The following is a 15762-nucleotide window of genomic DNA, read 5'->3' as shown; positions in this document are numbered from 1 at the left end:
CCTCGAAACAATTGCACACGATCTTTTTCGGAACCGAGCCTCAAAACCTACGCAGGGAGCTATCCACCATGACTCGTACAACTACCTCGGAATATTGGCGCTATCTCTGCTAGCGACCGTTTGCAGTGCCGGCGGTTTGAAGCATTGAGCCCCAGGATAGCCGCCGATCCAGACATCCGCAGGAACCCGCAGCTTGGTAATGCGCCCACGACTCCGCCGCCAAACAATCAAGCGCCATGAGCCACTGCACCGTGAAAATCTTGTTCCTTTTCGGCTTGTTCGTGATCGCTGGTGCGCTGCACGCTCAGGAGCCTGGCGTGGATTGTGCCCCCATTCAAGGCCAAGGCTGGACAGGCTGCGCCCCGATCAACCCGTCCCAGCCATCGTCCCAAGGGCAACAGCCGCAAGCACCACAGCGCCCGCCCGAGCTTTGGCAAGATCATTGGGGGGCTATTGCGACTTATGTGCCGAATGGATCTCTCGGAACGGTCAATGATTTGGCGAGCGCTAGTCAGGCCGAACAGGCAGCGTTGGCAGATTGCCGCTCAAAGAGTGGAACAGCTTGCAAGATAGAAATCTCTTACCGCAATCAATGTGCCGCAATGATTGTGGGCCATCCAGGTTACTCCATAGCTTTAGGGCCCACAGTGGCTGAAGCTATTCAGAAAGGGATCAAAATGTGCACCGATGCTGGCGATACCAATTGCCACGTCTACTACTCCGCCTGCAGCCTGCCCGTACGGATTCAATAGGAACTGCCATGACTATGTGCCTAAAGTCCTCATCGATCTTTTTAGCTTCTTATCTCATGCTTCTATCTGCTTGCAATGCCGGTGGTTCAACATCGCCGAGCGCAACGGCGGATCTGCCCGTCCCCACAGCTAGTGCGGGCATCGCGAAAGCCGCCACAGCATTATCTGCTGCAACACTTGCGCAAAAGAACAAAATGGACAGTGGATCAACGGCGCAATCACCACCAGTGGCGGCAAAGTCGCTTAATGGGATAAATAAAGGTATGGCGTACGCCGATTTCCGCAAAGCGGTGTTGGCCCAAGGCTGGCAACCCGTCGTGGATCTGAAATGCAAAGCCAATGTTGTTGGCGGAGCTTATAAAGAGCTATGCGCCAAAGGCGCGGATTCGTGCAAGGCCTGTGACGAGCTACCCGAATTGAGTGCCTGTAGCGGCGATGCGGTATGCGCGATGAATTTTCATCATGCTGCCGATAATCAGAGCATGGAAGTCAGCACGTATGGCGACATCGGTGATAGAAATGTTCATGGAAAAGATTCACAACTGGATGTCACCGGCTGGACCGTTTCACCGGGAGCCTCTCATTGATCGACGTGTTCGATCACGCATTGACGTATAAGTTTTAACGAAGAAATTTCACAATTAAAGAAAGCATGCCCACTTGTTGGCTATGAAAAGGAGATTTCCATGAGTAATCCCTTGCTGGATCTAATGGTTCAAGGCGAGTCCGGCGCCGCTGGCTACAACGCCTATAATCGCGGCACATATGTTGATGCCAACGGTGGTGCACATATCCGCGGCGCCAACGGGGCCATCGACTTTTCCAGCCTGACTGTCGGGCAGGTGCACGATCGGCAACATCTTAGAGGCGACGATCCGAACCGGCTGTTTGCCATCGGCAAATACCAGATCATTCCAGCAACCATGGATGGCGCGATCGACAAATTGCATCTGGATCGCAACCAGCCATTTACACCAGCCTTGCAAGACAAGGTTTTTTCCGACTACTTGATTGTTGATAAGCGTCCAGACGTCCATGATTTCGTCACGGGCAAGCCAGGAACAACGCTCGAAGCAGCACAACGTGGTTTGGCGCAGGAATGGGCAAGTTTTGGTGATCCAGACAAAGGTGGCCGCAGCCATTACCCACCACCGAACGAAGCCAGCATTACGCTCGCGCAATCAGGCGACGCGCTGAATCAGATGCGGGCGCAGTATCAGGCCGATATCGGCAAGGGCATGTCGCCGGACGCGGCATGGAAGGCTGTCACTGATGCAGGCCCTTCCAAGACTCAGACGCCGTCGGCCACACACACGCCGGCGCATCCCAATGCCGACACGCACGGCGTCTTGAAACAGGGCGATCACAGCGCCGAAGTTCACACGCTGCAGCAGAGCCTGAGCAAGCTGGGCTATACCGATGCGCATGGCCATGCCCTCAAGCCCGATAGCGATTTCGGGTCCAATACGAAATATGCCGTGGAGGCCTTTCAGCGCGATCATCACCTCACAGCAGACGGCATCGCCGGCCCAAAGACGCTGCATGCCATTCAGCAGCAGACGCAGATTAGCAAGGCCCCCGGACTGGATAGTCCCGCGAACCCCGATCACGCGCTGTATCTGCAGGCACAAAAGGCCGTGCATGAACTGGATGCGCGTCAGGGACGCACATCCGATCAGCAAAGCAACAATCTCGCTGCGGCGCTGACCGTCGCAGCTAAACACGAAGGCCTGACCAAGATCGATCAGGTCGCGCTCAGCGACGACGGCTCACGCGCTTTTGCGGTTCAAAACGGAGCGTTCAAGCAAACCGCCCAGGTGCAAACGGCCGAAGCGGTGCACACGTCGATAGCGCAAAGCAGTCAGGCGCTGCAGCAAGCCGCACCTGCACAACCGTCTCCAACGCACATTCAACACCAGCCGCAAGCACCACAACAAGCCTCCCCAGGCATCAACGTTTAATGCTCAACAAGGTAGCTTTGAGTCCTTCCACATTGCCGACGATTTTGGTGCGGCTGTGTAAAAGCTGAAGCGGCGAACTCGGGCGGGGATAGCTGCTTCAGCCGTCGATAGTCATGCAAGCGAATACGCCGCCCGCATGGCGCGCAGCAAAAGCCGCTTTCGATGGAGAACGAGGTGAACCGAACGGCCATGTCGATACGCTTGACGTCCACACTGATTCTCTTTGCTGCCGTGATCACCGCCGCTCTTGGTGCCCCCATGAAAAAACCCGACATCAAACAGAACGCACGCCCGACGATGCGTTACGCACTTACCGTGACGGTCGATAGAGCACCGGGGCCGTTCGACGCCGTGAGCGGATCGGTGGATTACAAAGTCAGTAACGGTCACTGCGTTCCGTTAACGCCGATCAGCGGCGCCACCGTCGCCCCCGAAAACCATGCCGCCATAGCCCTCACCCGCGTCAGTGAACATGTCTACACGGGCACGATCTACGCCGACCTGATGCAGGACGAAGACTATTACGGCATGGGGGTCTGCCATTGGTTGGCTGTGGCGGCAGCAGCGACGTTCAAGATCAACGCCGTGAGTTTCAGTCCGGCAATATCGCTGGACGAGATCGTGGCGCAAAAATCGGTGACCCGTTTTTTTTCGAATCGGAGTTACCTCTCTGCTGAAAAAGGCTCGACCGACATACTCCCTGTGGATACCGGCGAGTCGAGCACGTCGGCGTACAAGCCGGAACTTCAAGGGCAGCTGTTTTCGATCACGCTCTCCGCCAAGGAGGCCTTTCAATGACGCTGCGCGCCACCGATTACGCCCTGCTCTCACAGGATGCGTATCAGCCCCCTCAACTTAACAAGAACGTTGTGCTCGATGGCGTCACCTATCGCACGATCGACTTTGCCAATAACCCACTGAACGGCTTTCAGGCGACCGCTTATGAGCGCGTGGATACCCATGACGTGGTCATTGCCTATCGCGGCAGCGACTTCAGCCGGGCACCTCTACAGGATGGCGCCGTCGATGTCGGCATGGTTCTCGTTGGCGTCAACGCCCAAACGCCCGATGCCCTGGCTTTCACCGAAAAGGTCATCGCGGAAACCAAACGCAGCGCCGGAGACAAGAATCAACCTGTCGACATTACCGTTACCGGACATTCCCTCGGCGGCACGCTGGCCGAGATCAGCGCCGCCAAATTCGGCCTGCACGGTGAAACCTTCAATGCCTACGGTGCGGCTGGTTTGCTGCAAGGCGTGCCACAGGGCGGTGATCAGGTCATCGACAACATCCGTGCTGGCGACCCCATCAGTGCAGCCAGCCCCCAGTTTGGCGAAGTACGTATCTACGCTGCCCCGCAAGATATCGAACGACTGAGCAAGGCCGGCTACCGCAATGACAGTGGACTGCTGAGTCCACGCAACGTGATCGAGGCCACCGATATCAGCGCGCATGGCATCGACAACTTTGTACCTGACAGCAAGACGTTGGGTCACTCGATCATGAGTCCCGAAAACGAAGCGCGCTATCGCGCAAACAGCGGCATGATTGACCGCTATCGCAACGATATTGGCGATGCCCGTGTCGTACTCTCCGTTGGTTGGGAAATACCCAAGGCGGCAATCGACGGTGGCGTAGCTCTGGCGCACACAGCCGAACGCGTTGCTGAACAGGGCGTCCACGCGGTGGAACATGCCACGCATGTAGTCGCTAATGAAGCACTCAGTGCATACGACGCAGGTAGAAGGGATTTGGCACAAGGTGTGCGAATCGCGGAGCATGCCGCGCAGTCGGTAGAAAACGAGGCTGCGAAGGCATTCAGTTCATTAAGCCACCCAGGCTCATGGCTAGACGGCAAACCCATAGTGAAAGCTCCACAGCGGCTGGACGATCCAACGCACCCCGATTACGCGCTGTTTCAACAGACGCGCAACGCCGTGCATCGACTCGATGCGCAGCAGCAGCGTATTCCTGATCAGCACAGCGAGAATCTGACCGCCGCGCTCACGGCAGCGGCCCGGCGCGATGGGTTAAGCCAGGTCCATCACGTCGTGCTGAGCGATGATGCCTCGCAGACCTTCGCCGTCCAAGGCGATGTGAACTCGCCGACCAAGCGCATCGCCAGCGTCGCGACCACTGAGGCCGTGCATACGCCCATCGATCAGAGCAGCGCGGCGTGGGCGCAAACTGCCTCGTCGAAACAAGCACAGCCTGCCGAGGCACCGCTATTGGCACAGCAGGCCCAACAGCAGCAGGCTCGTCACGAAACAGGATTTTCGCCAACACCGTAGCGGCGCGACGGCTGACACTGCTCCATACCATCGGCTTGCTTGACGGCCAAGCGCAGGTATCAAGGCCTCCCCCCTGTCCAACGACGATTCGGAAAAGCGTGCGACGACCCGAAAGAGATGTTGGACACGATGGCGGCAGGAAACTAATCTTAACGCGCCGCCGATAAAGCCGTTGAAACAAACGCACTCTAAGATTCTCAATAAGCAAATAACTATCGCGTTATAACCACCGATCAGGGTAGATCTACATGAGCAAGGCCAAGTGGTTTTGGGTGGTTGGACTATTTCTGGTTGCCGTGGTTGCAGGCGAATTTTTCTCCGGCTTTTTGACCCTCGCCTTTCTCAAGCTGGGAACAGGCCAGCTGAAATGGGATACCTACCTGAGTTACTTGCGTGCGTTCGACCTACCGCAGGTTCAACCTTATCTCGGCCGGATCAAGGCCGCTGGTTATGTCGGTTTCGGGTTGCCGGCAATCATCTGGCTGACGATCTGGTATTTCATCGCGAGGAAAAAGGCCCAATCCCTGCACGGTGATGCACGCTTCGCCAAGGCATCCGACCTCAGCAAACACGGCATGTTCAAGGCTTCGGACAACGGCATCCTCGTGGGCAGGTTCAAGGGCGATCTGGTTCGGCTGAGCGGACAGCAGTTTGTGATACTCGCCGCGCCTACGCGCTCGGGCAAAGGTGTTGGTGTGGTTATCCCCAACTTGCTCGAATATCAGGAGTCGACCGTTGTTCTGGATATCAAGCAGGAGAACTACGAACTGACCAGCGGCTGGCGCGCGAGCCAGGGACAGGCGGTGTATCTGTTCAATCCCTTTGCCGAAGACCGTCGCACGCATCGCTGGAATCCGCTCAGCTATATCTCGAACGATCCCGCCTTTCGCGTATCGGACTTGATGAGCATCGCGGCAATGCTTTATCCAGACGGTGCCGACGATCAAAAATTCTGGGTCAGCCAGGCACGCAATGCGTTCATGGCCTTTACGCTGTTTCTGTTCGAAAAGTGGGACGACGATGAACGACGCGGGATACCGCTGCAATTACGCGATAAACCAACCCTCGGCGCCGTCTATCGACTGTCCTCCGGCGATGGCACCGATCTGAAACAGTTCTACCAGATGCTGTCCCAGCAGAAATTTCTCAGCGGCAATGCGCTTTCCGCCTTTGCCAACCTGCTGTCGCAGGCAAACGAGACGTTTGCCTCGATTCTCGGCACATTCAAGGAGCCGCTGAATGCCTGGATCAATCCCATACTCGACGCCGCAACCGGCGATGACGATTTCCTGCTGACCGACGTGCGCAAGAAGAAGATGACGATCTACATCGGCATCCAGCCGAACAAGCTGGCCGAGAGCCGCCTGATCGTGAACCTGTTCTTCAGTCAGCTGATCAACTTGAACACCAAGGAGTTGCCGCAGAACAACCCCGCGCTGAAATACCAGTGCCTGCTGTTGATGGACGAGTTCACCTCGATCGGCAAGGTGGAGATCATCGCGCACGCCGTTTCGTACATGTCCGGCTATAACATTCGCCTGCTGCCGATTATCCAGAGCATGGCGCAGCTCGATGCCACTTACGGCAAAGACGTTTCGCGCACGATGATCACCAACCATGCATTACAGATTGTCTTCGCCCCCCGCGAACAACAGGACGCGAACGATTATTCAGACATGCTGGGCTACACCACGGTACGCAAGGAAAACATCACGCGTGGACGAAAACGAAGCGACGTGTCGCGCAGCCGTTCCGAAGAGCGACGCGCGCTGATGCTTCCACAGGAACTGAAAGCACTGGGCACGGAGAAAGAGGTGTTCCTCTACGAGGGAATTCAGTATCCGGTGATGTGCGAAAAGATCCGCTACTACCAGGACCGCCACTTCACCGCGCGCCTGCTGCCGAAGGTCGACATACCCAAGTTATCGATTTAAGCCTGCACGTTTCTGCGCAAGCAGTCTCTCTCATCAGCTCGATATGGGCATCGTGCGCCGCAGGTTGCTGTTGCCGGCCACACACTCTAACCTGCGCTAAAGCCAGCTCGTCTGCTTGCCTGCCTCAGATGCATGCAGCGCAAGCGCAGCGAGACAGACCAGCCACCATGAGGAATCGATGAGCATCAAGTCGCGCCTGATAGCCATGAACTTTCTGCAGTTTTTCGTATGGGGTTCGTGGCTGATCACCATCGGTGCGTACTGGTTTCAGAACCGGCACTGGTCGGGCGCCCAGTTCGGCGCGATCTTTTCGACGATGGGCATTGCCTCGCTGTTCATGCCATCGCTGATGGGCATGATCGCCGACAAGTGGATCAACGCAGAAAAGCTTTACGGCCTGCTGCATCTAGGCGGCGCAGCCGTGCTTTTTGCAACGCCGATGATCAACAACCCAACCACGTTTTTCTGGGTGATGTTGCTCAACATGATGTGCTACATGCCGACCATCTCGCTGTCGATTACGGTGGCGTATGCGGCACTAAAGGGCGAAGGCCGCGATGTGGTGATCGATTACCCGCCCATTCGCGTATGGGGGACGGTCGGCTTTATTGTGGCGCTATGGGTCGTTAGCCTGCTGCATCTGGAAACCACCGCCGGCCAGTTTTACGTGGCCTCGGGCGCAGCACTCGTGTTGGGCCTGTACGCTTTCACTCTGCCGCCATGCCCACCCAAGCTTGACCAACTGAAGGGACGATCGCTTCTCGATACGCTGGGGCTGACGTCATTCAGCCTGTTTCGCGACCGCAAGATGGCGATCTTTTTTCTGTTCGCGATGCTGCTGGGCGCGTCGTTGCAATTGACCAATGCGTATGGCGATACCTTTTTGCACGACTTCGCCACGGTGGACGCGTACAAGGGCACGATGGCGGTACGTTATCCGGCGATCATCATGTCGATCTCGCAGATTTCGGAAACGCTGTTCATTCTGGCGATTCCGTTTTTCCTGAAGCGCTTTGGCATCAAGGCGGTGATGCTGATCAGCATGCTGGCATGGACGCTGCGCTTCGGCCTGTTTGCTTACGGCAATCCCGGGCCCGAGCTGTGGATGATCGTGCTGTCGTGCATTGTCTATGGCATGGCGTTCGACTTTTTCAACATCTCTGGCTCGTTGTTTGTCGAGGGGCAGAGTGACCCGGCGATCCGTGCCAGCGCGCAGGGCCTGTTCATGCTGATGACCAACGGCATCGGCGCCGTGCTGGGCAGTTCGCTCAGCGGCCTGATCATCGATCATTGGTTTATTCGCGCCGACGGCAGCAAGGACTGGCAAGGCATCTGGACGACCTTTGCGCTCTACTCACTAGTGGTGGCAATACTCTTCATGCTTCTGTTCAAGCACCGGCATGAGCGCGGTGCCATTGCACATTCCCACGGCATTCGCGATAAACGCGCATTGTGAACGACTGATCAGTCGCCCGGCAGCAGATGCTCCTGCACCAGGTGACTGCTTGAAGGAATCAACTGGCCACGATCATCGAAGTGCAACACGACTAGCCAGTTATAGACATCACCCGGCCATTTGTCGCGACCCAGCAAGGCGTTGGTATCACCGCCGAATGCGCTGATCAGATCGTTGATATGGCCGTGGTGCCATGCGATGAGCACGACGCTCGCCTGATTCTGCTCGCGCAGTGATTCGACCAGTTTGTCCACCTGCTTGTCGGCGAACGGTTGCTCCAACGGCAGTTGCAGGCGCGCGGCCAGCGGGGTCAGCGTGAGTCGCGGCCGCTCGCTGGATTTGCTATCGCTGGTCGCGATCAGACGCTGCGGCTGCAGCGTCTCGCCATCAAGTCGAAGCGGATCGAAATACGTTGCGTAAGCCTCTGCGCGCGCTTCGCCTCGCGGTGTGAGGCCACTACCGTCATCTGGCTTTTCCGCATGGCGGACGATAAGCACGGTGACGTTGCGCAGGCCACGTACATCTCCTTCCCCATCATGTTTTTGCGAGTGATGCGCCGAGGCCAGCGCGGGCAGCAAAAGCAAACCGCAAAAGAACTTGCGCAGCAGCATGATCAGACATCCACAGAATGAGGGACGTCAGGATACCAGCGCGCTTGCCACCACTCGATCACGGCCATAGGATTTGGCGGAATACAGCGCGGTATCGGCAGCACGCATCCAGCTAGTCAGATCGTGGCAACGCTCGCCGTCGAACAGCGCAACGCCAATGCTGACCGTAATCTGCGCGACTTCCAGTTCGGCCGGCAACACGAGTGCAGCGACACCCGCGCGCAAGGTTTCAGCCAGTCGCATACCGTCCTCCGCTCCCAGCTGCGGACAAAGCACGATGAATTCTTCGCCACCGATGCGCGCGATATGGCATGTCTCGCCAATCGCAAGACGCAAATAGTCGGTGATAATCACCAGTACGCGATCACCCTGCTGGTGACCAACGCTGTCGTTGATGCGCTTGAAGTGATCGAAATCGATCAGCATCAGCACATGCAGTGGATCTCGCATATCGCGTTGACAGGTCAGTAATGCCATGGCGCGCTGCTGGAATGCACGCCGGTTCTCGATGCCGGTCAGCGGATCACACAATGCCTGCGCACTGAGTTCAGCTGCATGTCGTCGCTGCGACTTCAGCAGAAGAAACAACAGACAGGCAACCAGAACGAGTCCGACCGCCAGCACCGTGACAACGAGATTGGCCAGCTTCTGCCGTTGCTGCTCTTCATCGCGTCGGGCGGCCTCGGATTGCGCAGCTTTCAGTTCGAGATTCTGGTCGCGATTGGTACGCTCCAGATCGTCGATGCGCAGCTCCTTTTCACGCGCGGCATAGCGCTGTTCGAGTTCCGCTTCGATTACACGTAGTGCAGGCGTGTTGGTGGCGCTTTCAAGCGTCACGATTTCGCGTTCGTCGGCGAGCGCCTGATGCAGGTCACCGGCCTGCTCGGCCAACGTGCTTTCCACATCGAGCAGATCACTCAGCTGGCCGTTCATGCCGGCGGCGCGCGCCTTGGCCACGGTGGCACGCATCAGCGCATAGGCTTTCCGGTGCTGACCCAGCGCGGCCTGCGCACGGGCGATATCGGTGCTGGAGCCAATGGCATCGCTGATGCGCCCATCGGACGTTTCTTGCTTCAGCGACGTCTGCGAGAGCTGCAACGCTTCACGCGCACGACCCTGCTTCAGATACATCTGCGACAGGTTGTCGCCCACCGACACAGCCATCCTGGATGCGCCGACGTGGGTGAAGTGCTGGCGTGAACGCTCGTAGACTTCGGTTGCTTCGCTGATGCGATTGAGCGTAGCCAGGGCAATACCTTCATCATTTTCGGCATCGGCGATGCCCCATTCGTCACCCAGAGCGAGATAGTTGGTCTCGACCTGACGACACAGCGGCAGCGCGCGATCCGCCTTTTCGTCCAAGGTATAGGCATCGCATAACTGGAAGCGTGCCCAGGCGACCAGCTGCGAATCCGCATTGCCCAGCACCTTGTCCGCGGCACGAAGAGCTTCGCCCAAACCATCCCCTATACCGTTGGCGATATCGTGCCGTGCGCGCAGGAAACCCGCCGCCGCGGCCGCCGCAGGATCCTTGCTGGCACTTGCCAGACCATCGAGGCGCAGCGTGGATTCGGCAAATGCAGCAGCATCATTGGCATTGATTGCCGCCGTACCCATACCCCAGAGCAGGGCGCGCTCCTGTTCGGGCGATAGACGTGCACCGGCCTGATCCAGTTGTTGTCGAACGTCTGCAATCAGGCCATGCGGATCGGTTACCGCACGACCACGCAGCGCGTTCATCGGCGACGCGGTCATACCCGCCACTGGCCATGCCAACAGCAAAAGCAGAAGTACTATTCCCGTCAATCCCCGCGACATCGGCCACTCAGCCCCTGGCTGCCAATCGAACCGTAGATACCGATCGATTTCATCATAACGTTTTCAGACTGGCATGGCCGTGGCCGTTACAATACCCCCATGCAGATCGGCCCCTTCCGCATCGACCCGCTGGTGGTACTCGCCCCGATGGCCGGCGTCACCGACAAGCCTTTCCGCCTGCTGTGCAAACGGCTGGGCGCGGGTTTGGCTGTGTCGGAAATGACCAACGCGGATCCGCGGCTGTGGCACACGCGCAAGTCCCTGCAGCGGATGGATCACGTCGGCGAACCCGAACCCGTCAGCGTGCAGATCGCCGGCTACGACCCGGTGATGCTGGCCGAAGCAGCGCGTTTCAACGTCGCCAACGGTGCCCAGCTGATCGACATCAACATGGGTTGCCCGGCGAAGAAAGTATGCAACGTGTGGTCCGGTTCTGCGCTGCTGCAAGATGAGCCGTTGGTGGCGCGCATCGTCAGGGCCGTGGTCGAGGCGGTCGACGTACCCGTAACCCTGAAGATACGCACCGGCTGGGATCGCCAGAACAAAAACGCGCTGACGATTGCCCGCATCGCCGAAGACAGCGGCATCGCCGCGCTCGCCGTGCATGGGCGCACACGCGCGGACAAATATGAAGGCAATGCCGAGTACGACACCATCACCGCGGTGAAAGCCGCCGTGCGTATTCCCGTGCTGGCCAACGGTGACGTGACGACACCGCAACAGGCTCGACATGTACTCGACCTCACTGGAGCCGATGCGGTGATGATCGGCCGCGGCGCCCAGGGGCGACCCTGGATCTTCCGCGAGATCGCGCATTACCTCGCCACCGGCGAGCTGTTGCCCGAACCTGCGCCGGCGGAGGTCAGCGCAATCTTGATCGGCCATCTGGAACAGCTCTACGCGTTTTACGGCGAACTGGCCGGCGTGCGCATCGCGCGCAAGCATCTGGGCTGGTATGCGAAGGACCGGCCGGAGAACATGGCATTTCGGCAAGTGGTCAATCGCGCCGAATCGGCCGAGACGCAGCTGCAGCTTACCCATGACTACTTTGCGGCGTTGAGTGCCGGCGTGCGTTTGGCCGCCTAGACGAAGCGTCAAACAACGGCCATCGCAACCACTTGCGACGGGATCGGCGCATCATCGGTGTTCACTCTTGCCGTTGTGCCTTTGACGCCGGAAAACGATGACGTTGCGCCGGACGCCCTCCCCACTCGTTGCGCAATACCTGCTTGGCGGCCTGCTCCTGGCAAGCATTGTGTTGCTCGGCGGCTGCCGGGCCACGTTATTCGCCGGGCTCAACAGCACCGACCAGCACCGTGGCATCGCGCAGCAGCGCAATATCGTGTTCGACGCCACGCACGATCTGGCGCTCGATGTCTATCTGCCGGAGCACGACGGACATCCGACCACGGCCCAAGCTCCGATTGTGGTCTTCTTCTACGGCGGTGACTGGACCCACGGCAAGCGCCAGTGGTATCGCTTCGTCGGCACAGCGCTGGCCGCTCGAGGTGTGATCGTGGTGATACCGGACTACCGCAAATACCCGCTGGTAAGGATGAACGGCTTTATGCAGGATGGCGCGCGCGCCGTAGCATGGGCCCACGCGCATGCGGTTGCTCTGGGCAGCGACCCGTGCGACATCTTCGTGATGGGCCACTCCGCCGGCGGCCAGATTGCGGCGCTATTGGCGACCGACCCTCGGTGGTTGTCGCCGTACGGCATGAAACCGCACGATCTGGCCGGCTTTATCGGGCTGGCGGGGGTTTACGACTTCATGCCGATTCCGGCCTACGAAAAGGACATGCTGGGCACGTTCGGGCGCGCCTCTGCCGACCAGGCGCAGGCGCAGCCCGTCCTGTTCGTCAGCGGCTACGAGCCGCCGATGCTGCTGCTGCAGGGCACCGGCGACCATGAAGTCGATCCCTCCAACGCGCTTTCGCTGGACAAGGCCATGCTGGCCCGGCATGAAGATGTCACGCTCAAGCTCTACCCCGGAATCGGCCACTCGCCGCTGCTGTTCGCGATGTCGCGACCACTGCGCGACCACGCGCCAACGCTGGCAGACATCCTCAGCTTCATCCAGGACCACGAGCCCATAGACGACCGGGACCCGCCGTTGATCCATCCCGGCAAGCATTCCTGACCTCACCAAACCAGAAACGCCGTTGACTTGAGTCCTCCACAGGGCTAACTTCAGCCTCGCTGAAGGTTTCCATCTTTCTATGCGAATAGAAAGATGGAATGAAATGGGAAGCCGGTATCAAGCCGGCGCTGCCCCGCAGCGGTATGTGGAAACGACCTCCGTCACAGGCACTGGGCAAACACCCTGGGAAGCGACGGACAGTAGATGCAAGCTCAACGTCCACGAGCCCGAATACCTGCCTCAGCCGGAAGCGCGGTAACGCGTTTCCGTCCGACCTGGCGTTTCCGCGGGGAAGCACCGGAACCATTGCGTCGCCCTGTCCAAGGTCGGCGCAATGATTCTGCGCGTCCCGCGAAAGCGCCGGTTCGCCCGCGGGGGCGAAGGTCAACGGCGCAGCGATGGTGCTGGCCACCCTTCGTTCCTCTTTGCCCATCATGCAAGAGGAATTTTTATGTCACTCGTTACCTACTCCGGTTTTCCACGCATCGGACTCAAACGCGAGCTGAAACGCTCGCTCGAATCGCACTGGCGCGGCGACACCAGCGCCGAGGCACTACTCGACACGGCCGCAATGCTGCGGCGACGACACTGGCAGCTGGCGGTGGATGCCGGCGCCGATGTGGTGCCGTGCAACGACTTCAGCCTGTATGACCACGTGCTGGATACCGCCGTGCTTTTCGACGCCATACCATCGCGCTACCGACCGGTATTCGATGAAAATCATCTGGACGGCTATTTCGCGATGGCCCGCGGCCACAAGCGCGGAGGCCATGATCTGCATGCGCTGGAAATGACCAAGTGGTTCGACACCAACTACCACTATCTGGTACCGGAACTCGAAGCTGGCCAGCGCTTCGCCCTGAATGCCAACAAGCCGCTGGCCGAATTCTACGAAGCACAGGCCCAGGGTCACAAGGCGCGCCCGGTTCTGCTTGGTCCTGTGTCGTTTTTGCTGCTTTCAAAAAGCGTCGATGGCAGCGATCGCCTGGCCTTGCTCGACGCCTTGGTCCTCGCCTATATCGAGCTGCTTGGGCAACTCGCCGATGCCGGCGCGGAATGGGTGCAGTTGGACGAGCCATGCCTGGTACTCGATCTCGATGCTGACGACCACGCCGCCTATCGCCAGGCTTATGCGACCCTGGCCGCCGCACGCACGCCACATCTGCTGCTGGCCAGCTATTTCGGCGCACTGGGCGACAACCTGAAGCTGGCGACCAGCTTGCCGGTGGATGGCCTACATATCGACCTTGTACGTGCACCGGAACAGCTCGATGCTGTGCTCGATGCGCTGCCGGAAGGGCAAGTACTCAGCGCTGGCGTGGTCGATGGTCGCAACATCTGGCGCAGCCGACCCGATCGCGTGACCGCGCTTCTCAAAAAAGCGCACGCTCGCATCGGCAGCGAACGTTTGTGGATCGCTCCCTCGTGCTCGCTGCTGCACGTGCCGATCGATCTAAACGCCGAAAACGCGCTCGATCCGCCGCGCCGCGCCGCCATGGCCTTTGCGCGGCAGAAGCTCGAGGAGCTGCGCGTCTATGCCGATGCACTGGTCGGCGTAGCGGAAGCCAATGCCGCGCTCGCCGCACAACAGTCGTTGCTGAAGGCGCAGTCGCAAGCGCCTGGCATTGTCGATGCCAGCGTGCGCGCCCGGTTGCGTGCACTCGGGCCGCAGGCTCCACTGCGCCGATCTGCGTACGCCACGCGCAGCATCGTCCAGTCCGAAACGCTGGTGTTGCCGTCGGTGCCAACCACCACGATCGGCTCCTTCCCGCAGACCGACGCGCTGCGCAAGGCGCGCGCCGCGCACCGCGCCGGCCAGCTGGATGACGCCGGCTACGACGCGGTGCTTGAAGCAGAGGTTGAACGCGTCGTCCGTTTCCAGGAGCACATCGGCCTGGATGTGCTGGTGCACGGCGAGCCCGAACGCAACGATATGGTCGAATACTTCGGCGAACAATTAGACGGCTATCTGTTCACCAAGCTCGGCTGGGTGCAGAGCTACGGTTCGCGCTGCGTGAAGCCGCCAGTGATTTTTGGCGACATCGCCCGCCCTGCACCGATGACGGTACGCTGGTCGCGCTACGCACAATCGCTGACCGACAAGCCGATGAAGGGCATGCTGACCGGGCCAGTAACCATGCTGCAGTGGTCGTTCGTGCGTGATGATCTCCCGCGCGAAACCGTCTGCCGACAGATCGCCCTGGCACTGCGCGACGAGGTACACGACCTTGAAGCAGCCGGCATTCGCGTGATCCAGATCGACGAACCAGCACTACGCGAAGGCCTGCCGCTGCGTCGTGCCGACTGGCCCAGCTATCTGGCATGGGCAGTCGAGTGTTTCCGCATCACTGCCGGCGGCGTGCGCGACGCGACGCAGATCCATACCCACATGTGTTATTCGGAATTCAACGACATCATCGAGGCTGTAGCGGCCATGGATGCCGACGTGATCTCGATCGAGACGAGCCGTTCACGCATGGAACTGCTCGATGCGTTCGCCCGCTTCCGCTACCCCAACGGCATCGGCCCGGGCGTTTACGACATCCACTCTCCGCGTGTGCCGGATTCCTCGGAAATGCTCGATCTGCTGCACAAGGCGCTGGACGTGCTGCAGCCGGAGCAGCTTTGGATCAACCCCGATTGCGGCCTCAAGACGCGGGGCTGGCCTGAGGTGGAACAGGCGTTGCAGCACATGGTGACCAGCGCTCAACAGCTGCGTGCCGAGCTGAAACTCTTGGTGTAATTGAAACTGATGCGACCCTCTCGCCAGCCGCATCGGTGGGAGGGCTCTTTTAA

The 15762-nt window shown here is 59.2% G+C and carries 11 protein-coding genes and 1 riboswitch; of the genes, 9 read left to right on the top strand and 2 right to left on the bottom strand.

Features of this window, described 5'->3' with window-relative positions; translation table 11 throughout:
- Positions 1-760: 760 nt before the first annotated feature.
- The 6 genes from HDE79_RS04030 (at position 761) to HDE79_RS04005 (ending at position 8394) form a co-directional block, all read left to right on the top strand.
- Complete coding sequence (locus HDE79_RS04030) at positions 761-1339, top strand: hypothetical protein (protein ID WP_184600609.1); 579 nt, start codon at positions 761-763, stop codon at positions 1337-1339.
- A gap of 99 nt (positions 1340-1438) precedes the next feature.
- On the top strand, positions 1439-2713 hold the full coding sequence (locus tag HDE79_RS04025) for a peptidoglycan-binding protein (protein ID WP_184600608.1): 1275 nt from the start codon (positions 1439-1441) through the stop codon (positions 2711-2713).
- 162 nt (positions 2714-2875) lie between these two features.
- Positions 2876-3511 carry a hypothetical protein gene (locus tag HDE79_RS04020; protein ID WP_184600607.1) on the top strand — a complete coding sequence of 212 codons (636 nt, stop codon included), beginning with the start codon at positions 2876-2878 and terminating at the stop codon, positions 3509-3511.
- Complete coding sequence (locus HDE79_RS04015; protein ID WP_184600606.1) at positions 3508-5004, top strand: XVIPCD domain-containing protein; 1497 nt, start codon at positions 3508-3510, stop codon at positions 5002-5004. Before HDE79_RS04020 ends, HDE79_RS04015 begins: the two co-directional genes overlap by 4 nt.
- A 248-nt stretch (positions 5005-5252) precedes the next feature.
- On the top strand, positions 5253-6938 hold the full coding sequence (locus tag HDE79_RS04010) for a type IV secretory system conjugative DNA transfer family protein (protein WP_184600605.1): 1686 nt from the start codon (positions 5253-5255) through the stop codon (positions 6936-6938).
- A gap of 178 nt (positions 6939-7116) precedes the next feature.
- Complete coding sequence (locus tag HDE79_RS04005; RefSeq protein WP_184600604.1) at positions 7117-8394, top strand: nucleoside permease; 1278 nt, start codon at positions 7117-7119, stop codon at positions 8392-8394.
- Between the two features lie 8 nt (positions 8395-8402).
- Here HDE79_RS04005 and HDE79_RS04000 read toward each other — a convergent pair whose 3' ends face one another.
- Positions 8403-9005: a flagellar basal body-associated protein FliL gene (locus tag HDE79_RS04000; RefSeq protein WP_221439998.1), complete on the bottom strand. Its 603-nt coding sequence runs from the start codon at positions 9003-9005 to the stop codon at positions 8403-8405.
- Positions 9006-9032: 27 nt separating this feature from the next.
- A complete protein-coding gene (locus HDE79_RS03995) occupies positions 9033-10745 on the bottom strand; it encodes a GGDEF domain-containing protein (protein ID WP_184600603.1) in 1713 nt (570 codons plus the stop codon).
- Positions 10746-10922: 177 nt separating this feature from the next.
- On the opposite strand from HDE79_RS03995, the gene dusB reads away from it, so the two are divergent.
- The 3 genes from dusB to metE all read left to right on the top strand — a co-directional run bounded on the left by dusB (position 10923) and on the right by metE (position 15709).
- The gene (gene dusB / locus HDE79_RS03990; RefSeq protein WP_184600602.1) at positions 10923-11909 is read left to right on the top strand and encodes a tRNA dihydrouridine synthase DusB; all 987 of its coding nucleotides are present in this window, start codon (positions 10923-10925) and stop codon (positions 11907-11909) included.
- Between the two features lie 97 nt (positions 11910-12006).
- On the top strand, positions 12007-12966 hold the full coding sequence (locus tag HDE79_RS03985) for an alpha/beta hydrolase (protein WP_184600601.1): 960 nt from the start codon (positions 12007-12009) through the stop codon (positions 12964-12966).
- A gap of 46 nt (positions 12967-13012) precedes the next feature.
- Positions 13013-13224: riboswitch (cobalamin riboswitch) on the top strand.
- Positions 13225-13417: 193 nt separating this feature from the next.
- A complete protein-coding gene (gene metE, locus HDE79_RS03980) occupies positions 13418-15709 on the top strand; it encodes a 5-methyltetrahydropteroyltriglutamate--homocysteine S-methyltransferase (RefSeq protein WP_184600600.1) in 2292 nt (763 codons plus the stop codon).
- The last annotated feature ends 53 nt before the right edge of the window (positions 15710-15762 follow it).

Origin of the sequence: Rhodanobacter sp. MP1X3, from assembly GCF_014207165.1 — a bacterium.
In the GTDB taxonomy this organism is placed as follows: domain Bacteria; phylum Pseudomonadota; class Gammaproteobacteria; order Xanthomonadales; family Rhodanobacteraceae; genus Rhodanobacter.
This window is presented reverse-complemented; position numbering and strand designations above follow the sequence as displayed.